The sequence below is a fragment of the Streptomyces sp. NBC_01454 genome, assembly GCF_036227565.1.
Lineage (GTDB): Bacteria > Actinomycetota > Actinomycetes > Streptomycetales > Streptomycetaceae > Streptomyces.
The window spans coordinates 4,439,862-4,462,356 of record NZ_CP109460.1 but is presented as its reverse complement, the minus strand read 5'-3'; the positions used below and the strand labels follow the sequence as shown (position 1 = coordinate 4,462,356).

Below are 22,495 nucleotides of genomic sequence, written 5' to 3'. Positions count from 1 at the left end.
CTCGGGCGGGCCCGGCCGCGGAACGGCACAGGGGGCCACGTCCCGTCTCCGCGTCCTCCGGGGCGTCGCGGGGCGCGCGCGGGATCGTCCGTACGGGATCCGCGCGCGGTGTGGTCCGTCTGGGCACGGTGGCCCGTACGGGTGAACGCCCGTGCGGTCGTCCGCCCTTGCTCCCCGGAGGAGTGGCGGGCAGCCGGAGCCCCCGGGGCACGGTGTGGCACGGTGTGGCACGGTGTGGCGGTATTCGGGTGGGACGGCGGCTTCGGGAGCCTCGGCAATGAGTGTTGACGGGCAGGACGAGCGGCGCGACGGTGGGTCCGGGGCGGGCGCCCACCACGAGGCGCCGTCCGGGCAAGTCCCCGGTCCGAGCGGGCCGTTGGACGCGGCCACCCCTGCCGGGGAGCCGGCCGGACGAGCCCCGCGCGCCGTCGATCCCACGGGCGCGGCACGCCTCGTGCCGCGGCAACGGGGCCGCGACGGCCGGACGGGCCCGGAAGACGGCCCCGGGGACGGCGAACTCCCGGCCTCCGACGCCCAGTTGCTCGCCGACCTGCGGGCCGGCGACGACGGCGCGTACGAGGAGATCTACCGCAGGCACGCCCCCGCGGTCCGCGGCTACGCCCGCGGCTGCTGCCGGGACGCGGACACCGCCGAGGATCTGACCGGCGAGGTCTTCGCCCGCACCCTGCAGGCGGTGCGCGGCGGCGCGGGCCCGGAGTCCGCGGTCCGGGCCTATCTGCTGACGACCCTGCGCCGGGTCGCGGCGTCCTGGGCGAAGACCGCCCGCCGGGAGCAGCTGGTCGAGGACTTCGCGGTGTTCGCCGTGTCCGCGGCCGGCCCGCCGGGGGACGCGAAGGTCCTGGACCCGGGCGCGGAGGTGCGCGCCATGCAGGAGGCCGAGCGGTCGCTGGCCGTGCGGGCCTTCCGCAGCCTCCCGGAGCGCTATCAGACGGTGCTGTGGCACACCGCCGTCGAGGACGAGTCGCCGAGCGAGGTCGCCCCGCTGCTCGGGCTGACCGCGAACGCCACCGCCGTATTGGCGCACCGCGCCCGGGAGGGCCTCAAACAGGCCTATCTGCAGGCGCACGTCAGCCGGTCGCTGACCGACGGCGGCGACTGCGCCCGGTACGCCGACCGGCTCGGCGCCTACGCCCGCGGCGGGCTGCGGATGCGGGCCGAGCGGGGGCTGCGCAGACATCTGGAGGACTGCGCCCGGTGCCGGCTGGCCGCGCTGGAGGTCGAGGACGTCAATCAGCGGATCGGTGCGCTGCTGCCGGTCGCGGTCATCGGCTGGCTGGCCGCCGGGTACGCCGTCAAGGCGGCGGCGGGTGCCGCGGCGGGAGCGGCGGCCGGGGCCGGCGCGGCCGGACTCGCCGGGGGTGGCGGGTCGGCTGCGTCGGGAGGCGCCGGCGCCTCCGGTGGCGCCGCCGCGGGCAAGGGGCTGAGCACCTCGCTGACGGTCGGTCTCGGGGTCGGGGCGGCGGCGGTGGCCGGCACGGTGCTTGCGCTGTCGCTGACCGGTCTCCCGCACCGGGCGCCCGAACCGCAGGCCCGCTCCGCCCGGCCGGCCCCGGCCGCGCCGCAGAAGCCGGCACCCGTGCCGTCACAGCCGGGGCTGCCGCCGGCGGCCGGGGCCGCTCCCGCCCCGAAGCCGCCCTCGAAGCCGGCTGCCCCGCACACCCGGGCGCCGGCCCACCGGCAGAAGCCGGCGCCGCCCGCGGCCCCGTCCCCGCAGAAGCCGCCGCCCACCCCGGCCCGGCCCCCGTCCCCGGCGGACCCCGCTCCGACGCGGCCGGCCCCCGGCGCCACCCCGCCGAAGCCGGCCCCGAAACCGCCGCTCCCGTCCCTGACGACCTATCAACTCAACACACTGAACCGCGACTTCATGGGGGACGGCAGCAAGCCTGAGGTGCGCTCCCTCGGCAGCGGCTGGCTGTGGGCGCGGCGGGCGCCGGCGATCGGCGGCACGCGGTATCCGCACGGGGTGAGCGTGCCCGCGCTGTCCTCGGTGACCATCGACCTCAACCGCCCGTGCACCGCCTATGACGCCGTCGTGGGCGTCGACGATCTGAGCGTGGGGCCGGGGGCGCTGCGCTTCTCCGTCTACGCGGACGGGGTGCGGCTGTGGCGGTCGCCGGCGGTGCGCGGCGGGGAGGCCGGGATTCCGGTGCACCTCCCGCTGGCGGGCCACCGGACGCTGCGGCTGGTGACCGAACCGGCGGCCCACGGTGCGGCGGCGCTCGGGGACTGGGCGCGGTCGACCCTCAGCTGTCGTTGAGGGGCCAGGGCGGCTCGTGACCACCGGGAGGCCGTTGCCCACAACGGCCGCTGCGCCGGGAGCACCCGACAACGGGCCCGCCCGGCCCCGGATGCCGCCCTAGGTCAGCCGCGCGCGGGGAACGACTCCGCCCGCGACCGCCTTCTGGCGCGGCGCCCCCGCCCCCGTCCAGCACGAGCCCCGCCGGGCCACCAGCCGCCGCAGCCACAGCTCCGTGGAGACCAGTTCTGCCAGCCCGTCCATGGGCAGCGCAGCCCCCTCCGCCGCGTCCCGCAGCGCCTTGCGGATCACCCGCGCCTCCACCAGCCCCGCATCGGCCAACAGCGGCGCGTCGAAGAGCCGTTCCAGCTCGCCTATGGCGCCGCGCAGCCCGGCGCGTACCTCTGCCGCATGGGTGACCTGCGAGGCGGCGCCCCAGCCGGTCGGCAGATCCCGTACGCCGGCCCCGGCCAATACGGAGCGCAGCACGGTGGCCCGCGCCCCCGGCTGCACCCGCAGGGTGTCCGGCAGGGCGCGGCAGGCGAGCACCACCTGGTTGTCGAGGAAGGGGGCGTGCAGCCGCTGGCTGCGGACCTCGGCGGCCTGCTCGAAGACGCGGTGGTCGGCGGCCTGGCGGGCCAGCGCGGCACGGGCCCGGCGCTCCCCGGGGCGGCTCACGGCGGGCACCCGGTGCACCGCCTCGCTCAGCCGAACCGATACTTCTGCCAGCGCCTCCCCCGTGAGCCAGCGCGCCGCGGGCCCCGGACGGCACCAGGCGAGCGCGGCCAGCGAGGCGTCCACGGCACCGGCGGCCACCGGCTCGTCGGCGAACTGCCGCTCCAGGAGGCGGCGCGCGGTGTCGGCGATCCCGGAGGCGTAGGGGGTACGGGCGAGCCTGCGGGCGGCGCGGTAGACGGTGAACGGGACGAGGACGGACTGCGCGGTGGAGCCGTCGGCCTTGGCCAGCGCCGTGACCGGACGCAGCAGATGGCGCCGGCGGCGGTCCAGGAGGAGGTCGGCGAGCCGGGCCGGGTGGGCGTCGAGGACCTGGCGGGCGCCGTGCCCGACGAAGTGGTCCGCGCTGCCGGCCAGCAGCCGTCGGCGGTGGCGGCTCGCGGTGATGAGGGAGGGGCCCGGCTCGTCCGTGAGCGGGCCGCTTTCGAGGTCCGCATACGGGAGGGCCTCTTCACCGGCCGCGACGACGACATGGTGCAGCCGCGGGTTGTCCGCGAGGCTGCGGGCGCGCTCCAATTCGGCTTCGCGGGAGGCCGCTCCGCCGTTGGTGGCACGGTCGTTGAAGGTGACGGCGAGGAGGCGTTCGCCATGGCCGCCCAGCCGTCCGGGCCGGCCGGGGAGGCCGGCGGCCAGCAGGGCGAGGGTCCCCGACGCGCTGCCTCCGGAGAGGTCGGCGCCGATGCCGGGGGCCGGCGCGCCCCGTGCCGCGCGCCGCGCCGCGGGCCCCATCCCGGGCACCGGCCCGGGGTCGAGACCGTCGGGACCGTCCGGGTCGGGGACGTGCCGGGGCCCGGCCAGCCGCGCGCGGACGGCCTCGACCAGGGCGTCGCGAACGCCGTCCACGGCCTGTTCCGGGGCGAGCGGGGGCGCCGCCACGGCGAGCGAGGCGGTCGGCTCGAAGGAGGTGATGTCGCCGGCGCCGCCGCGCAGCACCAGGGCGTGGCCGGGCGGGATCCGGCGGACCCCTTCGTACGGCGTGCCGTCGCCGAGCGCCTCGGGTACGTCCGGGCAGGCCAGCAGCGCGGCCAGATGGCCGATGTCGAGAGTGGCCTCGACGAGGTCGGCGAGCGGCAGGGCGGCGGTGGCGTAGGCGGTGCCGCCGGCCCAGCGGGTGTGGAAGACGGGGCGGGCGCCCGCCAGGTCACCGGTGACGGTGAGCCGCCGCCCCGTCCGGACGACGGCGGTGTAGCTGCCCGGCCAGGCGGTGAGGTGGCGCAGCGCGCCCCCGCGCGCCGCGAACAGGCCCACCCGCAGCTGGTCGTCGGTGGCCCCGCAGGCGCCGAAGACCGCGAGCCGGGTCTCGGGGTCGGCCTGGACGACCCGGACCTCGTCCGGCCGCCAGTCGCCGACCGCCCAGAGGGGATCGGGGTCGCCCCACACGAGCTGGGCGCCCACGGGCAGGACCGCACGGCCCTCCTCACCGGGGGCCGGGCCCGAGGCCGCCGGCCCCGTGGTGGCACTGCTCCACCCCACCAACCAGCGCATCGCCGCCTCCACCCGATTCCCCGCCCGCCGGGGCCAACGGCCACCCCGTACAGCGGATTGCCCGGCCGCCGCCGGGCTGTTGTCGCGACCATGCTGCCATGACAGCGGCGCGGAGGAGGTGTTGAGGCGGTCCTGTATACGGGCGGTTCCCCTCGCACGGCCCCGGGAGGGCCGCCGGCGGGACCGCGGTGACGGCACCGGCCCGCCGCGGGCGAGCGGCGAACGGCGGAGCGGCCGGGGCCGACGGCGTCGACGGACGGCGTCGGCGGGAGGCGTCAGCGGGAGGCGTCAGCGGGAAGCCGGGCCGGCCGGCCGCGGACGCCCTCCCACCGGGGGTGGGGCGCGGCGCCGCCCCGGCCCCGGGAGGCCCCCCGTGTGGCCCCCGGGGCGACCCCCGAATGTGCGGCGGCGCGAAATCACCACCCGTAGACTTTCGGCCAAAGTCCTTTCCGTACAGCACAGTTGACACTCTCGGGCAGGGTGTCAACCGGTACCCCGGCAGGCCGGCGAGCGGCCTGTGCGACGGTCCGGGAGGCGGGCTGCGCCCCCCGGACCGGACCGTCACCCGCGGGGAATGAGGTGACGGTATCCCCCAGCCCACTGGATCCAGTGCAGCGGGCCGACCCACGCAGAAGCCATGGAAGCGCTCCCCGCGAGGCCCGGCCAGCGCGCACGGACGGGCGCACGGGCACACGTACCCGGAGCACATGCCAATTCCCGCACCCCTGTTTGAACACGAATCTCGCCATCCGGCACACCGGCCCTTAACGGTCAGGATCCGGCGAACTACTCTGGGTGGACGCATGCCCCGGGGTACCGGGGCGGCCGTCGCTGTGTCGAGGGGTGCGCATGTCCAGGGATATACGCGGGCCGAACGAAAAGCTCGGCACCGTTCTCGCCCTCGCGGGGATCAGCAATGCCGGACTGGCGCGCCGGGTCAACGACCTCGGTGCGCAGCGCGGACTGACGCTTCGTTATGACAAGACGTCGGTGGCGCGGTGGGTCTCCAAGGGCATGGTGCCGCAGGGCGCCGCGCCCCATCTCATCGCGTCCGCGATCGGCAGCAAACTCGGCCGGCCCGTCCCGCTGCACGAGATCGGGCTGGCCGACGCGGACCCGGCGCCCGAGGTGGGCCTGGCGTTCCCCCGTGACGTGGGCGCCGCGGTGCGCTCCGCGACCGAGTTGTACCGCCTGGATCTGGCCGGACGGCGGGCCGGCGGGGGCGGCATCTGGCAGAGCCTGGCCGGATCCTTCGCCGTCAGCGCGTACGCCACCCCCGCCTCGCGCTGGCTGATATCCCCGGCGGACAGTTCGGTGGCGCGGGAGGCGGCCGAGGCGCGCGACAAGGACGCCGCGGCGGCCGGTGACGCCGGTATCCCGCAGCACGTCGGGCACAGCGACGTCAGCAAGCTGCGGGAGGCCGCCGAGGACGCGCGCCGCTGGGACTCCAAGTACGGCGGCGGGGACTGGCGTTCCTCCATGGTGCCGGAGTGCCTGCGGGTGGACGCGGCCCCGCTGCTCCTCGCCTCGTACAGCGACGAGGTGGGCCGGGCGCTCTTCGGGGCGACCTCCGAACTCACCCGGCTCGCGGGGTGGATGGCCTTCGACACGGGCCAGCAGGAGGCCGCGCAGCGCTACTACATCCAGGCGCTGCGGCTCGCCCGCGCGGCCGCCGATGTCCCCCTGGGCGGCTATGTGCTCGCCTCGATGTCCCTCCAGGCGACCTACCGCGGCTTCGCCGACGAGGGCGTCGACCTCGCCCAGGCCGCCCTGGAACGCAACCGCGGTCTGGCCACGGCCCGCACCATGAGCTTCTTCCGCCTGGTGGAGGCGCGCGCGCAGGCCAAGGCCGGCGAGGCGCGCGCCTGTGAGGTGGCGCTGAAGGCCTCCGAGGGCTGGCTGGAGCGCTCCCGCGGCGGCGACCCCGACCCGTCGTGGCTGGACTTCTACTCGTACGAGCGCTTCGCCGCCGACGCCGCCGAGTGCTACCGCGATCTGCGGCTGCCCCGCCAGGTGCGCCGCTTCACGGAGCAGGCCCTGTCGCGCCCCACCGAGGAATTCGTCCGCTCCCACGGGCTGCGCCTGGTGGTGTCCGCGGTGGCCGAACTGGAGTCCGGCAACCTGGACGCGGCCTGCGCGGCGGGCACCCGCGCGGTCGAGGTGGCGGGCCGCATCTCCTCCGCCCGCACCACCGAGTACGTCCGCGATCTGCTGCACCGCCTGGAGCCGTACGGCGATGAGCCCCGCGTGGTCGAACTGCGCGAACGGGCGAGACCACTGCTGGCGGCGCCGGCTTAGGTCCGGGCGGGGCCGCAGGAAACCGGCCGGGGGGCCGCCGGATCGGCATTGTCAGTGCCGGCCGTCATGATGGGATACGTCGTCGGTGAGGATGCGCGGGTCCGCGGCGACGGACGGGCCTGCGGTCATGCGGTTGGGGAGGTGCAGTGGCGGCGTACGACTGCGATGTGCTGGTGATCGGTGCCGGCATCATCGGGCTCTCTACGGCTTACGCGCTCACGCGTGCCGCCCCCGGCATGCGCGTCGTGGTCCTGGAGAAGGAGTCCGGTCCGGCCCGCCATCAGACCGGGCGCAACAGCGGCGTCATCCACAGCGGCATCTACTATCCGCCCGGCTCGCTCAAGGCCCGCTACGCCCTCCAGGGCTCGGCGGAAATGGTGAAGTTCTGCACCGAGCACGACATTCCGCACGAGGTCACCGGCAAGCTGATCGTCGCCACCGACCGCAGCGAGCTGCCCCGGCTGCACAGCCTGATCCAGCGCGGCCGCGAGCACGGCCTGCCGGTGCGCGAGCTCGGCCCCGCCCAGATAGCCGAGTACGAGCCCGAGGTCCGCGGCCTGGCCGCCATCCATGTCGGCACGACCGGCATCTGCGACTTCGGCGCGGTCGCCCGCCGGTTCGCCCGGCTCGCCGAGGACGCCGGCGCCCGGATCGTCCACGGCACCGAGGTGACGGCCATCGGCCGCCGCCCCGGCCGGGTGGCGGTCCGTACGGCCGACGGCACGGTCCACCGCGCCCGCGCCCTGGTCAACTGCGCCGGTCTGCACTGCGACCGGATCGCCCGGCTGGCCGGCGACGCCCCGGGCATGCGGATCATCCCGTTCCGCGGTGAATACTTCACCCTCGCCCCGGAGCGCGCCACCCTCGTGAAGGGCCTGGTCTACCCGGTCCCCGATCCGGCCTTCCCGTTCCTCGGCGTCCATCTGACCCGCGGCATCGACGGCGCCGTCCACATCGGCCCGAACGCCGTCCCCGCCCTGGCCCGCGAGGGCTACGACTGGCGCACGATCCGCCCTGCCGAGCTGGCCGGCACCCTGGCCTACCCCGGCTCCTGGCGGATAGCCCGCCGCCACTGGCGCTACGGCGCCGGCGAGCTGCACCGCTCCCTGTCCCGGCGCGCCTTCACCGACGCGGTCCGCCGCCTGCTCCCGGCCGCCCGCGAGGAGGATCTGCGCCCGTCCCCGGCCGGCGTCCGCGCCCAGGGCGTCCTCCCCGACGGCACCATGGTCGACGACTTCCTCTTCGCCGAATCGCCCGGCATGATCCACGTCCTCAATGCCCCCTCCCCCGCCGCCACGGCCTCCCTCCCCATCGGCCGTGAGGTGGCCCGCCGGGTCCTGGGAGCGCTACCGACCTGACGCCACGGGCTCGGACCGCCCTCCCGCGGCCGTACGCTCCTCGGCCCCCACGGCCGACCGCTCCCCACCCCACGACCCTCCGCGCCCCCTCCCCACCCCCACCCTCCGTAGAATCACCTCACTGTGTCCGAGAACTCCGCCACCCCCGAGTCCGCCGCCCCCGACGCGCACGCACCGGAGGCAAACGCTCCGGAAGCCGCCGCCGACGAGGCCCGCAGCCTCGGCTCCACCGCCGTCTCCGCCGCCACGCCGCGCCGCGGTGCGCCCATGTTCCCCGACGGGACCGGCCCCGCGGCCGACCCCGCGGGCTCGCACCACGAGCGGCGGATCCGTTCCTTCCAGCCCCGTCGCAGCCGCGTCTCGCCCACCCAGGCCGATGCGCTGCGCCGGCGGTGGCCCACCTGGGGGCTGGACATCGACGGGCTGTCCCGCATCGACCTCGGCGCGTTCTTCGACGGGCTGCCGGTCGTCCTGGAGATCGGCTTCGGCATGGGCGAGGCCACGGCACAGATGGCCGCCGCCGACCCGGGCACCGGCATCCTCGCCTGTGACGTCCACACCCCCGGCCAGGGCAATCTGCTCGCTCTCGCGGAGCGGAACGGCCTGTCCAACATCCGGGTGGCCAACGGCGACGCGATCATCCTGCTGCGCGAGATGCTGGCCCCCGGCTCCCTCGCCGGACTGCGCATCTACTTCCCCGACCCCTGGCCGAAGAAGCGCCACCACAAGCGCCGCCTCATCCAGCCGGAGTTCCTCGCCCTGGCCAGCACCCGGCTCGCGCCCGGTGCCCTCGTCCACTGCGCGACCGACTGGGAGCCGTACGCCGAGCAGATGCTGGAGGTCCTCTCGGCCGAGCCGACGCTGGAGAACCTCCACCCCGGCTATGCGCCGCGGCCGGACTTCCGCCCGCTCACCAAGTTCGAGGGCCAGGGCCTGGACAAGGGGCATGTCGTACATGACCTCCTGTTCCGCCGTCGTGCCGCGTAAGGCGAAGGCCGCTCGTTAGGGTCGATGGGTGTACCCGTCCCAGCCGTCCCCGCGCCGCGCGCCCGCCCCTCCCCCGTACACACCCCCCACCAGCACACCCGGCCCGCACGAGCACGCCGCCGCGCACGCCCGGCGCCGGATCGCCCCCTGGCGCAGCCAGACCCTGCGCGCGATCGCCCTGGTCTCGATGCTCGCGCTCTCCGGCGTGATCATCATCGGCCTGGTGCGCCAGGAGACCGGCACCGAGGGTCTGCTGGTCGGCCTCGGCCTGGCCGTGTTCCCCGTACCGCTGCTGATCACGGCGTTCTGCTGGCTCGACCGCATCGCACCCGAGCCCTGGCGCAACCTCGCGTTCGCCTTCGCCTGGGGTGCCTGCGCCGCCGCCCTGGTCGCGCTCCTCGCCAACGGCTTCGCGACCGACTGGCTGGCCGCCAACATCGCCTCCGCGTCCCCCTCCGAGGCCGAGGCCTGGGGCGCCACGATCATCGCCCCGATCGTCGAGGAGCTGGTCAAGGCCGCCGCCGTGGTGCTCGTCTACCGCTTCCGCCGCCACGACTTCGACGGGATCACGGACGGCATCGTCATCGCCGGCATCACCGCTACCGGCTTCGCCTTCACCGAGAACATCCTCTACCTGGGCAACGCCTTCGGCGAGGACCAGTCCATGGGCCACTCCGGCCTGGACTCCCTCACCGCCGGCACCTTCTTCCTCCGCATCATCATCTCCCCCTTCGCCCACCCCCTCTTCACCATCCTCACCGGCCTCGCGTTCGGCATCGCCGCCACCCGCTACCCCCGCCGCCGCGGTGCCCGCATCGCCCTCGCCCTCCTCGGCCTGTTCACCTCCGTCCTGCTGCACGCCATCTGGAACGGCGCCTCCGCCCTCGGCGAGCCCGGCTTCCTCACCGTCTACGGCCTCTTCATGGTCCCCGTGCTCATCGCCCTCACCTGGCTGGCCGTCTGGGCCCGCAACCAGGAGCTGCTCTCCCTGCGCGGCTACCTCGCCCCGTACGCCACCGCCGGCTGGCTCGACCCCACCGAACCCACCGCCCTCTCCTCCCCCAGAACCCGCGCCCTTGCCCGCACCATGACCCGCCGCACCCACGGCCCCGCCGCCGCCCGCGCCGTCACCGAATACACCACCATCGCCACCACCCTCTCCTTCCACCGCCGCCGCGCCCACCTCCTGGGCCCCACCCCGGACTTCACCCTCCGGGAACAACACCTGCTACAGCATCTGCGGTACTACCAGGGGTGGGGGCGGGCGGCGCTCACCCTCGCGTGGGACGCCGGATACGCGACGCACGACGCACCGCCGTGCCCCGAGGATCGCCCCTGACACCCGTCAGCCCCTCCGTCACAATGGCCATGTGCCCGCCATTCCCTCGTCCCCCGGTGTCTCAGCCCGAATGAGCGTCCAGGCCCGCCGGGACACCGGCCCCGAGATGGCCGTACGGCGCCTCCTGTACGCCTCCGGCCACCGCTACCGACTGCAGCGGCGCGTGCCCGGGTTCCCCCGTCGCACCATCGACATCGCCTTCCCAGGGCCCAAGGTCGCGGTGTTCCTCGATGGCTGCTTCTGGCACGGCTGCCCTGAACACGCCACACGCCCCAAGGCCAATGCCGACTGGTGGCGCAACAAACTCGACGGCAACATCGCCCGCGACCGCGAGACGACGGAACATCTCATGGAGCAGGGCTGGACCGTACTGCGGTTCTGGGAACACGAGGATCCCGCGCTCGTGGCAGAGCGGGTGGCGGCCACGGTCGACACGGCGCCCCGTCGCCGCCGCTGACCGATCTAGTGGGGCGCGCCCGCCGGCCAAGGGTTTGGACACGGCTCGGGACAACGCCGCGCTCGGGCAAGGGCAATGCCCTTGTCCGCGGCGCCGGCTAGACTCGCCGGCATGAGCATGCACGCCCCTGACCGCCCCATCAGAATGATCGACCTCTTTTGCGGGGCGGGCGGGCTGACGCAGGGTTTCCTCCGGATCGCCCTTGACGGGTCGACCATTCGGGAAGGGGATTCGACCACGCCGTCGGCGTTCGCTCCCGTGGCCGCGGTCGAGCTGGACGCCGCAGCAGCCATGACCTATGCAGAAAATTTCGGCGAGTTGTCAGGGGGCACAGACCATGTGTACCTCGGAGACATCACCCGCTGGGCACAGGGGCCCATCCCAAAGGCTGAAGTAATTCTCGGCGGACCGCCATGCCAAGGATTCTCAGGCCTCGGAAAGGAGAACCCGAACGACCCTCGAAATCAACTGTGGCGCCAGTACTTCAAAGTGGTCAAAGAAGCGGAACCGAAGGTTTTCGTCATTGAGAACGTCGACCGTTTCAGCACCTCACAGGAATTCGAGAGCCTCCGGAAGGAGTTCAAGGAGGCCGGTTACGAAATCTGCGAGCAGCTGCTCAATTCTGCAGACTTCGGCGTCGCCCAGGCACGCAAGCGCACGATCATCATCGGCACACAGTCCGATCTGCCGCTGGTGGAGCACCCTCGCCCCACGCACCGGCGTCCCGATCCGCCGCGCGTCCCGGAACCGCGGGCGGGGGAGAACACACAGCTCAGCTTCGCAACTCCGTCGGACTCAGCCGCTGACAAGCTCGACCTCTGGAAGACGCTGGAGGAATGCCTCAGAAACGTCCCGCCGGCTGTGACAAGCACAGACCTTCCTTCCCGGACCGCTCACGGCACTCCGGCCGCAGTACGCATCTCTCGGAAGATCACGGAGACGGGACGACTGGATCAGGATTTCATCGACCGCATCCGCAACAAGATGCCCGGACCTTTCCGGACATCCCAGCTGCACTTCGGCAGGAACCCCACGGCCCTCTCGCTCGCCCGTTACCGAGCAATCCCGGCCGGCGGGAATCGGCACAATCTTGTGGACGCCACAAAGCCCGGCGGAAGGCTGCTCACCACGGAAAGTTGGATAAATCACCAATCAGGCTCCGGCGATGTCATGGGGCGCCTCGTCTGGGATAAACCTTCGGTAACCATCAGAACCGAGTTCTTCAAGCCGGAAAAGGGTCGCTACCTGCACCCGAAGGAGGACCGGCCCATCACTCACCTCGAGGCCGCCCTTATTCAGGGGTTCCCGGAAAATTTCCGCTGGTTCGGCAGCAAGTCGCAGATCGCCCGGCAGATCGGCAATGCGGTCCCGGTAGACCTCGCCACCGCCATCGCCAAGGTCATCCACCATGCTTTGCGCGGGGAGCGGGAGTAGACGGACCGCACCTCCCCTCACCTGCCGAAGGCGACGTCGATCTTGTGACGGATCTCGTGCGATCCGGCCTCCGAGGCCTCCAGGACTGCGGTCATCGTTTCCTTCGCAACCGCGCGGAGTTCGCCATCGAGGGCCGTCGGTGCGAGAGACTCGAACAGAACGAACGGAGCGAGACGCAAGAGTCGTTTGAGGAAATCCTCAAGAGTTTCCCGGTAGGGAAGGCCTTGGAGATCCAGGCTGTCCCACACCTTGAGGATCGCCTTGACCAGATAGGGGCTCCCGCCCAACGCCCGGCGCCTGCTGTAGATGCGGTCGAAGGCATCCTCGCCGAGAATGCTCATTGCGGCATAGGGATCGGGCTCGTCCGGTGAGTGGATCAACTGCGCACGCCACCACATGCGGCCCACGACATGGCGTGTCAGGTCCGTGCCGAGCACACGATCTCCTGGTGGCCTTGGGTAACGCCAGTACGAGACATCCGGCAGCAACACCAAAGCCATGAAGGCCCAGATGTCACCGGAGGCAGCCTCGGCGGGAGCCAGCTCCATCGAAGCATGCACCGCGGTCGCCAGCCGCCGATCGAATAGCGCCCTGCGTTCACGATCGGACTCACCGGGAAAACCTGCCTCTTCGGCAAGCGAGATGACGAGCGCACGCAGTTCTTCGAGCTTCGTTTCCGGTACCCGATCTCCGCCGGTGGCCACGTAGACGGCTGAGACGTGCCCGGTGTCTGCCAGATCGGCCAATTCCGTCACGGTGAGATGCCGATAGCGCTCGTGCAAGGGGGCAGCCTGGCCGGAGAGCAGTCGTGGGTAAAGGAAACTCATCAAACATCCTGGAAGATTTTGACTGCTGCCTGAAGGTCGGATGCGAAAATGCTCGCGGAACGCTCAAACCTGAGCTGTATGTCGTTGATTGTGGCCCCGGGGAACAGCTGTTGGAAGAGCCCCATCAGGGTGTGACCGAGTGTCTCCGGCGGGAACTCCGCGCCGTCAATAAAATCGGAGTGCCGAAGCGCGTGTTCAACCATGACCCTCGCCGCGTCGGCGTAAACAGCAGCCAGTATGGCTCGGTCGACCTGTCGTGGCTTTCCGGCATTGCGGAACGCTGTCGTGGTGGCGCCGTTCGCTTCGTTCACCAGCAAGAGCATCGATCCCATGGTGGCACCGAGGAGATCGTTCTGTATCTGCAGATACCATGCGGCGTCATTCGGGAACGAGGTGTGCGCGAAGTCGATGACGGCCATGGGGAACTGTGGAGCGTCTCCCTGCAGGCGCACGGAGTGACGGTCACTCCACAACACCGACCCGGCCCGTCGTGGGGAGGCCGGCGCGCCTCTGTCCGTGGTTTCCGCAAGCACCAGCGCCGTGTCCACGATCAGGTTGCCGCCCAGATCACTCCCCCGTAGACGAGCGGTCAGTTCGCAATCCCTGACTTCCGTGCCGGCGAGAGAGATGCGGTCTGCAGGAGCACGAAGGTTCGAACCGGTGGCCGTCCACACGACGGTGAGCGCCAACACCGCGTCCGGTGGGAGGCCTGACTCCGCTCGGGCTCGCTGTGGATCGATCCGCATGATACGCCGCAGCGCCAGATCCATCTGGTAGTCCCAGTCGCTGAGCGCGTCGGGAAGGGGGAGTTCCTCGCCATCGACCAGAAGCATCCAGTCGTCTGCCTCGGCAACCTCGCTCGCGGGTCGACGATAGGGGAGTGCACGTCGGCTCAACTGAACTTCACCTCCTCGACCACGATGCCGATTTCCGTCATGGTGTCCGGGGCCGGACGGACGAGCGCTCGCCACAGCGCACCGTCCCCACCCTCGATGACATACGTGGGCGTCGACGAGATCTCCCTGCCGGAGTTCTCCCAACCCACCAGACCGGGCATCTCGGCCCCACGCGGTGGGTCGGTCTCACGATTGCCGGCTCCCATCAGCGCAACATCCAGACGGGCGTGCACCCGCTGCGGGCCGGAGACGGGGAGCCGGAACGGTTGGACCAGGACCGATGCCCCGAGCCGTTCATCCCAGTACGGTTCGCCGACATACTCCACACGGGGGCGGGAAGGTGAGTTGCGCGGACGCGACACCGCCCCTTGCCGAGGGATACTCCCTGCACCTGAGTCGGTGCCGTCGCATCGGTCGGCGTGGCTTCCCTCTGAGCCTGCGGCAGTCACGTCACGCCCGTTCGGCGCCGGCCCCGTAGTGGTCCCACCCGGACGGCTGAAGTCGGTGGCCCCACCGACACCCCAAGCCCCGCCGACCAGCGAGGCGAACTTGCCGCTCGCCGCCCCCAAGGCGATATGTGCGGATCCCTGACGCGCGCTTCCCCCGATGCCCAAGAGCGGTTCCAGCAACTCCTTGATGCGCTGGAAGGTGGAACGCACGAACGTACTGTCCGGTGTATCCAGGGAATGAGGATTCCATGCGTCATGGGTTGGTGGCTCTGCCCTGGCATAGATGTCGTCCATGGCCTTGTCCGCCCGGAATACCCCGGCGTACGAAACATGCTCGGCTGCGGGTTTCGGCCCCGGATGGTAGGTCACGACGAGTTCAGCCGGCCGCATCAGGCACACATGATGAAGCATCCCCTCGATGCCCATCAGCCGGGACGCGCGGGTGGGCTCCGCAGGGACTGCAAAGCGCTTGATCAAGCCGAGACGTCCGAGGTCCCGCTTCGGCTTGAGGCAACGCAGGAGTTTGTGATCGGGGCCGTTCATCGCCTCGAATGCCTCGACGAACAAATTGAGCGGTCGAGTGGTACGAGGGTCGGGCACCGGGTGCTCGATGCCGTTACAGGTCACGGTGAAGCGCATGGCCGGTGAGCCGGATGATGTGCTGAGCATCTTCGGCCACAGGTGCCAGGCGATCGTGTCCGCCAGGTAATCCGCCGCCTCGTCCGAACCCAGGCCGTCGAGCTTCGGCGCGATCACCACGATCGTGGTGCCGGTCTCGTCAGCGCCGAACGGCCTGAGGCCGAGACGGTGTGCAGCACTCTCCGCAGCCTCGCCGACCAACGGCTCGACCACCTCGCCGGAAGTGTCACCCCACCAGTGACGACCGGTGTAACGACGCTCGCCCATCGGATCACGGGCGATGTAGCTCTCCCACAGTGCACAGCCCATCAGGCGGGTTTCGAACCCGTCGGCCGTTTTGCACCGGGTGTGCAGCAGAACGGTTCCGGCCTCGGAGAGCAGGTAGAAGATGCCCTTGCCGAATCCGTAGGTGCCGCCACCGAGTTCGGAGTCACGGGGTTCTCCGATATTGCGGACGAAGGATACGAAGTCGTGGTCCTTCGTCACCACGGTGTCTGCACGCGTCGGGCCGCCGAGGCCCTTCGTGCCCCGATCGGAAATCGCCATGACCTGCAGCGTCGGTCGTTGCAAGCACGTCCGCAACGGCAGGTGTGACGTCAATGGCGCACCTTGCAGCAGCATGTCGCGCCACGACGCGACGTGCGCGGGTCCGACAGCATAGAGATCGAGACGATAGTCGACAGGAAGAGAAGTCCCGGGCACCCGAGCGTCCCAGCTGTTCTGGGCGGACTCCCGGACAAGAATCGTCAGCGCGTCCAGTTCCGGGCGGCCGAGCTGATTCCGGATGCCCTCGGCCGCGCTGGCCCCCTCCGGTGGAAAGGGCTGTGAGTACCACGCCGGGCCGGTCATGCACTCTCCTCGATCAAAGTGCGGAGATGATCGTCGACGCTGCCGACATGAAGCGCGGGGGGCGAATCGGAGGACAGGTCAACGGTGTAGTGCACGTCCTCCACACGAATGGGCACGCCGGCGTCGTGGAGCAACTCACCCGTCAGCTTCGGGAAGGAGGCATCCACGTCATACCAACACTCCTCCTGCACGACGAACCGGACGTCTCGGTAGCGTTCAGCATCGCTCCAGCGGTATCCCTCGGCCGCCAGCAGGGTGAGCAGCGCACTCTCGTCATCGCCGAGCCGCATGACACGGTCGATGAGTTCGACCAAGCCGATACCCGCTCCGGTGGCGCGCTCCAGCCCGAAGCAGGCCAAGTACAGCGTTCCATCTTGCGGCGCCTCCAATTGCCCCAGTCCGTGGATGCGAATCCGCCGCCCCCGCCGACCGGTCAAGGCTTTCACCTCGACGGCACGGACGCCCGCGCCGAAGTCGTGCCGGTGTCCACCCGGACCTCGCCAAAGGCGATGTGCGCTCGGGTCCGCCAGAAGCAGCCTTTCCATGACGAGAAGCTCCCCGAAGAGCCCCGCCATCTGCTCCGGCCCCAGCAACGCACCACCGGTCTGAAAGAGAGCCCTCCAACGGTCGATGACGTGATGGAGCGCTCTGACGGGATTGCTGGGCAGGGCTCCTGCGGCCGCCACAATGTCCGCGCACAGGGATGTGAAGACATCATTCACTTCGCGGCGGAGGCATCCCAGATTCACGTAGTCCTGATAGTCGCCGTTGTCCTCAAGAGGGTGTTTGCGCAGTTCCAGCACAGGCCCGTTGAAGCCACCCCGAATCTTCTGATGAGCACGCACGGGCACCAGGAGATGGCGGTGACCATGATGATCAACAGCTACCGCCAAGGCCCCTTCATTCGTGTCGACCGCCAGCTCGGCAACCCGCAGAGCCCTCTCGTGCGACGGAACGGATGCCTCCAATGCGGTCCAATGGCGATCGAGGCGATTTCTCCACTCGCTGTTCACCCTGCGGCCTCGCCCTCCACGAGGCTGAAGTCCTCCACCTCGAGGTTCACACCGGACAGATCGGCAGAGATGTAGTTCCATTCGACGGTGCTGTCGTCGCCCGACGGTCGAGGGAAGACGAGGCCGACGCCGATGACGTGCTCCTCGGCGTTCAGGGCGCGACGCGTCGCCTTCGCCGGCACCGGCTCGGAGACCTTGTCGATCGGGTAGAGCACAACGAGTCCGGTGTCCGGCAGTTGGCGCCTGCGCTCCGCCTTGATCTCCTCCTCGCTCAGCTTCGTCGTGTCGCCCTGGAGATCGAGAGCGGCATCCTTACGGCTCATCAGCGTCTTGATATCGGCGAACCCGGCGGGAGAGTCCGTGGTGTCGATCTTCGCGCGCGTGATGCGACGCACGGCCATACCCGGCGCGAACTCGAAGTTCTCCTCCGTGCTTCCGACGGGGTTGCCGACGATGGCGAGATTCCACGTACGCAGGGAGCCGACAGCGGTTCGCTTTTGGATGTAACCGCTCAGCAACTCCGCATCGCACTCTTGCGACTTCTCATGGAACCGGTAGTCGGCAAGGAAGTCGAGTACGTGATCGTGCGGCACGTCACGCAACAGGAAGCGGCCGTCCTCGGGCCGGCGTTCCTGCTGTGCCGCTGCGCGCAAGGCCTTGGCGACCAAGTTCCTGGCTGCGGATTGGTTCCGCTTCAGCCACTCGGCATCGGTGTGGAAGTAGCGTGTCTGAACACGTTGGCCGCCGAACGCCGACGCGGCGTACACCGCACTCTTCATCTTTGCGGCCGCCGTGACCCGCAGCGCAGGATGGGTACGCAGCCTGACGGCAAACGTCAGCGGGGTCTTGTCCTCGGTCATGTAGACGTCGATGTCACGACGCATCTCGGCCTCGACAGTGGCCAGATGGCGGAACCACCCCTGCAGCTCCCCTGTCATCCAGATGCGAGGAAGGTCGGCGTATCCCGTCCGGAAGCCGAACCAGCGTCCCATCTGCAGCAGCGTGTCGTAAGCGGAGACCGCACGTACGAAATAGCTGACTGTCAAGCCTTCCAGTGTCAGGCCACGGGAGAGAGTGTTACCGCCTACGGCGATCGCCACGACCGGACCGTTCTCGTAGTCCAGCCGGTCCTCACTGCTGGAGTTGTCCATGATGATTCGACAATCGTCGAGCACATCCGGCAGGACGGCAAGTACGTCACTGAAGCTCACGGGGGATTCGGCAAACGCACCGGCGGGCACCCTCTCCGTCTCCGCAACCCAGAGCCGGCGCAGTTCTTCGATGACACTCGCCTCGCCCAGCTGTCCCGCGAGACTTTTCCTCTCGAAGTCCAGCGGAGCATGAAAGCTGTTGTGAACCGTGGTGTTCACGCTCGTGTGGATGAGCATCGTGTTGTGCGGATTTCCCGTTCCTCGGACGCGCCGTGCAGCTGCACAAAGCCAGAAATAGCGGAGCGCGTCCCGCAGCGTTTCCGTGATCTCGGGAGCGAAGCCTTCGACATCGGCACGTTTCAACGGTCGGACGCGCGCGACATCCTCATCAGGCACCTGACGGATCATGTCGTATCCGTCATCGACCTCGGCCGGGTCCTCCCCGTCGAGAGCGTACCGACCGAAGAGCACCTCGGTCCCGAAGTACCCGTGCCCCTCGGGACTCGGCAGATTGACGATGAAGTGCTCAGGGTAGAGATCGTTCTCCGCGGACGGGTCGATGAGAAGGTTGGCGAAAGGGGAAGCGGTGTAGCCGACGTACGCCGACTTGGGCAGCCGGTCCAAGATTTCTCGGATGAGCGGGTTGATCGACTTCGTGGCGACGGTTGCTTGATCCGCCTCGTCGTCGATCACCAGCGCCGGGCAGTCCTGGAGGTATTCGGAGGCGGAGCCCAGCCACTCGGAAAGCTTTCGAAGCACGGTGGCATTCTTTTTGACCACACACAGCACATGGGTGCGGTTACTTCTTCCGAAGTATGAGGCGGCATTGTCACCTGGCGTGAAGTCCTTGTCGAGACCGGTGAGCTGCGACCACCTGGTGGGGTTTGCCTGGACCAGTTGCTTGACGAGCCTGGCTTGCGTCTGGCGCCGCAAACCGTTATGGATGCCCGACAGGACAATGAACAACTTGTATCCGCGGTCTGCAGCCTTGGACATGACGGCGGTGAAATTCGTGGTTTTCCCGGACTGCACATAACCGACCACGAGCCCGCGAGTGGAGAACTTCTTCTCACGCGGATGGCTGAGGAGCGACACGATGCGTGTCGACGAAGAATCCAGACTCGCGAGCGAAGGAGAATCAAGCGACCACCCGCTGTCCTGGCACAACTGATCCACCATCGCCGGCCAGCACTTGTCCCGCGGACGAGGGCCCGTGTACCAGGTGTCACGGTTGTCCAGAACCACGGAGCGCGGCTCTTCCATTTCCCTTATCCGGATGGTCCGCTGCTCGTGCATCTCGATGATCTTTTGAATGGCGTCCTGACCGATCTGCAGGACTTCCAGTTTCTTTACGGATTCCTCAGGCGTGCCGGTGTCGAGCAGATCCCTGAAAACTTCGTACATGCGCTCGATTTCATCACTCACGAGATCTTCCACCGTCTTCGCCTCACCCTGGACCGGACCCGTCGCGGGCCGGGATGCCGGTGTTCCGAGCGCACGCGTCACACAAGTGACGCTCGAGCCGAACAAGGGGTGCCCCCGCCCACGCCACGATTCTCGGCCACTGGGCGGAGGCATTGCCACCGGTCGCGAAACAGTGGGTGCCCCATCTCGGAATTTCGGCTGAAGCACATGGGTATTCACGGGAAATCATGGCGATTTCGCCATAGTTGGCCGGCTTGAAATCGCCCCTGCGGGTGCTCCGGTCGGTGTGCGGCTCCCCGACGTAGGCTCTACGACGGCTTGTCCCTGATGTGGAGGTTCCCCATGACCCGCGTACCGACAGGCGTGATCGCCGCAACCGGCCTGCTCGGCGGCTACGCCGTGGCCCGCTGGACCAAGAAGCGGCCCCTTGGGGGAGTGGCGTTGTTGGCGGCCGGGGCCGTGGCGGCCAAGGGGTGGCAGCAGAAGGCCGGGAATGCGACGGCGGTGGCGTTGGGCGGGGCCTATGTGGCGGCGTTTGCCGGGTCGCATCCGCTGGCGAAGAAGATCGGGGCGTGGCCTTCGGTGTGCGCGGTGGCGGGTGGGATGGCCGCCGCGTCGTGGGCAGTGGTGGACCGCCGGCAGGGGTGAGGGCCGGGGTCGGCGGAACACGGGGCCGGCCCCGTGTTCCGGCCCCGCCCGTGGTTGTTCCCCTGGCTCAGGCCGAAGCCTCGTTCAGCAAGGTGAGTTCGGCGTCGCTGAGCGTCAGATCTGCCACCGCCAGCAACGCCGGCAGCTGATCCACCGTGCGGGCGCTGGCGATCGGGGCCGCGACGGTGGGCCGGGCGGCGAGCCAGGCCAGGGCGACGGTGGCGACTTCGGCCTCGTGGGCGGTGGCGACGGTGTCGAGGGCCTGCAGGACGCGGAGGCCGCGGTCGGTGGTCAGATGCTTGGCGGCGGCACCGGAGCGAGCGCTGTCGGTCGTGGTGCCCGGGCGGTACTTGCCGGTCAGGAAGCCGGAGGCGAGGGCGTAGTACGGCACCGCCGCCACGTTGTTGCGGGCGGCCACGTCGGCGAGGTCGCCCTCGTAGGTGTCGCGGGAGACCAGGTTGTAGTGCGGCTGGAGGGCGACGTAGCGGGCCAGGCCCTCGCGGGCGGAGAAGGCCAGGGACTCCGCCAGGCGCGGCGCCGAGATGTTGGAGGCGGCGATCTCACGGACCTTGCCGGCCCGGACGAGGTCGTCGAGGGCCGTGAGGAACTCCCCGACCTCGACCGATTCGTCGTCGTAGTGGGTGTAGTAGAGGTCGATGTAGTCCGTGCGCAGGCGGGTCAGGGAGTCGTCGACCGCGGACTTGATCGTCGCGGCGGACAGACCCTTGAGGTCCGGGTGGGCGCCGACCTTGGTGGCGATGACGACGTCGGCGCGGTTGCCGCGCGAGGCCAGCCAGTTGCCGATGACGGTCTCGGACTCGCCGCCCTTGTTGCCCGGGACCCACGCCGAGTAGACGTCGGCGGTGTCGATGAAGTTGCCGCCGCCGGCCACATACGCGTCGAGCACGGCGAAGGACTCGGCTTCGTCGGCCGTCCAGCCGAAGACATTGCCGCCCAGGGAGAGCGGGGAGACGGAGAGCGAGCCGAGGGACTTGGGGGTGCGGGGGCCTTGAGTCGTGGTCATGCGAAGGTGCAGCGTCGGCGGGACGGAAGTTATTCCTGGGTCCGGCCGCCCACGCCGCATCTCGCGGCTCCGCGCCCAACAGCGGTTTCCCGCAGGGGCGTTACACCTTGATTCCGTGGTCCCGCAGCCACGGCATCGGGTCGATCGGGTCGCCGCCGCCGGGGCGCACCTCCAGGTGGAGATGGGGGCCGGTGACATTGCCGGTGGCGCCGACGCGGGCGATGACCTCGCCGGTGCCGACCTTGCCGGAGGTCTTCACCATCGAGGACAGATGGCAGAACCAGAGTTCGGTGCCGTCGTCGAGGGTGAGGACGAGGCGGTAGCCGTACGCACCGGCCCAGCCGGCCTGGGTGATGGTGCCGGAGTGGATCGCCTTGACGGGCGTGCCGGACGGTGCGGCGAAGTCCTGACCGGTGTGGTCCGCGGCCCAGCGGTCGCCGGCCTCGCCGAAGCCGGCGGTCAGGGTGAAGGAGGCGACGGGGGCGGTAAAGCTCTGGGCCAGCTTGGCGAGGCGCGCGGCCTCCGCCTTCTGACGGGCCGCTTCTTCGGCCTGGCGCTTGGCCTCCATCTCGGCTGCCTTCTTGGCGGCGGTGGCCTTCTCGGCCGACTGCTGGTGGGCGGTGGCTTCCTGCTCGGCCCGCTGGAGGGCGGTGTGTTCGGCGGTGTCGCGGGCCTCCTGCTCACCGGCGCCCTGCTGCACGTCGGCCTGCTGGAGGATCCGGCTGCGCAGCGCCTCGCCGGGGCCCGCGCCGCCGTCGTCCGCGCCCGTGCGGGTGGCCTGGGTGAGGGGACCGGAGGCGGCATCCGTGGAACCGGAGGCCGTGCCGGCGTCCGCGTCCGCGTCGGATATGAGGCCGCCGACGCCGGGGAGGGACGCGGCGTCCGGGAGGGCGCCGGAGAGGTCGTCGGCCATTCCGCCGAGGTCGGGCATCGAGATCGGAAGCGGCGGGCGGTCCTCGGCCGAGGCCATTCCGCTCGCGCCGACCGCGGCGATCACTCCGACACCCAGGACCGTGCCGCCGCGGGCGAGGCCGCCGGCACGCTGCTTGGCCACCCGGTGCTTACCGCGGACGGAACGGACGGATTCCTCGGTGGGATTCCATTCCTCCCACGGACCGTCGCCGTTTCCGTCCGGATCACCGGGGCCCCGGAAGGCACCTCGGTCATCGGGCTCAAAGGCGGACGAACCCTCGGGGGCAGGCCTGTTGGACGCCACGGAGGCGC

Annotated in this window: 16 protein-coding genes; 8 read left to right on the top strand and 8 right to left on the bottom strand. The window is 70.4% G+C overall.

Annotated elements, in window-relative coordinates:
- The first annotated feature begins 277 nt into the window (after positions 1-277).
- Positions 278-2,278, top strand: a complete 2,001-nt coding sequence (locus OIU81_RS19755; RefSeq protein WP_329149712.1) for a sigma-70 family RNA polymerase sigma factor — start codon at positions 278-280, stop codon at positions 2,276-2,278.
- Positions 2,279-2,377: 99 nt separating this feature from the next.
- Here the strand turns inward: OIU81_RS19755 and OIU81_RS19750 are convergent, their stop codons facing one another.
- Positions 2,378-4,477 carry an asparagine synthase-related protein gene (locus OIU81_RS19750; RefSeq protein WP_329149711.1) on the bottom strand — a complete coding sequence of 700 codons (2,100 nt, stop codon included), beginning with the start codon at positions 4,475-4,477 and terminating at the stop codon, positions 2,378-2,380.
- Positions 4,478-5,326: 849 nt separating this feature from the next.
- On the opposite strand from OIU81_RS19750, the gene OIU81_RS19745 reads away from it, so the two are divergent.
- The 6 genes from OIU81_RS19745 to OIU81_RS19720 all read left to right on the top strand — a co-directional run bounded on the left by OIU81_RS19745 (position 5,327) and on the right by OIU81_RS19720 (position 12,350).
- Entirely contained in the window at positions 5,327-6,775 is a 1,449-nt protein-coding gene (locus tag OIU81_RS19745) for a hypothetical protein (RefSeq protein WP_018092687.1), read from the top strand.
- A 146-nt stretch (positions 6,776-6,921) separates the two neighbouring features.
- Complete coding sequence (gene lhgO / locus OIU81_RS19740; protein ID WP_329149705.1) at positions 6,922-8,133, top strand: L-2-hydroxyglutarate oxidase; 1,212 nt, start codon at positions 6,922-6,924, stop codon at positions 8,131-8,133.
- Between the two features lie 123 nt (positions 8,134-8,256).
- A complete protein-coding gene (trmB, locus tag OIU81_RS19735) occupies positions 8,257-9,120 on the top strand; it encodes a tRNA (guanosine(46)-N7)-methyltransferase TrmB (RefSeq protein ID WP_329149700.1) in 864 nt (287 codons plus the stop codon).
- Positions 9,121-9,148: 28 nt separating this feature from the next.
- Complete coding sequence (locus OIU81_RS19730) at positions 9,149-10,459, top strand: PrsW family intramembrane metalloprotease (RefSeq protein WP_329149699.1); 1,311 nt, start codon at positions 9,149-9,151, stop codon at positions 10,457-10,459.
- A gap of 70 nt (positions 10,460-10,529) precedes the next feature.
- The gene (locus OIU81_RS19725; protein WP_329149697.1) at positions 10,530-10,916 is read left to right on the top strand and encodes a very short patch repair endonuclease; all 387 of its coding nucleotides are present in this window, start codon (positions 10,530-10,532) and stop codon (positions 10,914-10,916) included.
- A 111-nt stretch (positions 10,917-11,027) separates the two neighbouring features.
- A complete protein-coding gene (locus OIU81_RS19720; protein WP_329149695.1) occupies positions 11,028-12,350 on the top strand; it encodes a DNA cytosine methyltransferase in 1,323 nt (440 codons plus the stop codon).
- 17 nt (positions 12,351-12,367) lie between these two features.
- On the opposite strand, the gene OIU81_RS19715 is transcribed toward OIU81_RS19720, so the two are convergent.
- The 5 genes from OIU81_RS19715 to OIU81_RS19695 are packed head-to-tail and all read right to left on the bottom strand — an operon-like array spanning position 12,368 to position 19,599.
- Positions 12,368-13,177 (bottom strand): DUF6339 family protein, encoded by an 810-nt coding sequence (locus tag OIU81_RS19715; protein WP_329149694.1) that lies wholly within the window; start codon positions 13,175-13,177, stop codon positions 12,368-12,370.
- Positions 13,177-14,010 carry a hypothetical protein gene (locus tag OIU81_RS19710; protein ID WP_329149692.1) on the bottom strand — a complete coding sequence of 278 codons (834 nt, stop codon included), beginning with the start codon at positions 14,008-14,010 and terminating at the stop codon, positions 13,177-13,179. Before OIU81_RS19710 ends, OIU81_RS19715 begins: the two co-directional genes overlap by 1 nt.
- Positions 14,011-14,069: 59 nt before the next feature.
- Positions 14,070-16,010 (bottom strand): hypothetical protein, encoded by a 1,941-nt coding sequence (locus OIU81_RS19705; RefSeq protein WP_329149690.1) that lies wholly within the window; start codon positions 16,008-16,010, stop codon positions 14,070-14,072.
- Positions 16,007-17,023 (bottom strand): PD-(D/E)XK motif protein, encoded by a 1,017-nt coding sequence (locus OIU81_RS19700; RefSeq protein ID WP_329149687.1) that lies wholly within the window; start codon positions 17,021-17,023, stop codon positions 16,007-16,009. The genes OIU81_RS19705 and OIU81_RS19700 overlap by 4 nt, the downstream gene beginning before the upstream one ends.
- A complete protein-coding gene (locus OIU81_RS19695; RefSeq protein ID WP_329149684.1) occupies positions 17,020-19,599 on the bottom strand; it encodes a Z1 domain-containing protein in 2,580 nt (859 codons plus the stop codon). The genes OIU81_RS19700 and OIU81_RS19695 overlap by 4 nt, the downstream gene beginning before the upstream one ends.
- A 342-nt stretch (positions 19,600-19,941) precedes the next feature.
- Between OIU81_RS19695 and OIU81_RS19690 the strand changes: the two genes are divergently transcribed.
- Positions 19,942-20,247, top strand: a complete 306-nt coding sequence (locus OIU81_RS19690) for a hypothetical protein (RefSeq protein WP_329149682.1) — start codon at positions 19,942-19,944, stop codon at positions 20,245-20,247.
- Positions 20,248-20,314: 67 nt separating this feature from the next.
- On the opposite strand, the gene OIU81_RS19685 is transcribed toward OIU81_RS19690, so the two are convergent.
- Both OIU81_RS19685 and OIU81_RS19680 read right to left on the bottom strand, forming a co-directional pair.
- The gene (locus OIU81_RS19685; RefSeq protein WP_329149680.1) at positions 20,315-21,271 is read right to left on the bottom strand and encodes an aldo/keto reductase; all 957 of its coding nucleotides are present in this window, start codon (positions 21,269-21,271) and stop codon (positions 20,315-20,317) included.
- Between the two features lie 100 nt (positions 21,272-21,371).
- Complete coding sequence (locus tag OIU81_RS19680; protein WP_329149679.1) at positions 21,372-22,487, bottom strand: M23 family metallopeptidase; 1,116 nt, start codon at positions 22,485-22,487, stop codon at positions 21,372-21,374.
- Positions 22,488-22,495 lie beyond the last annotated feature (8 nt).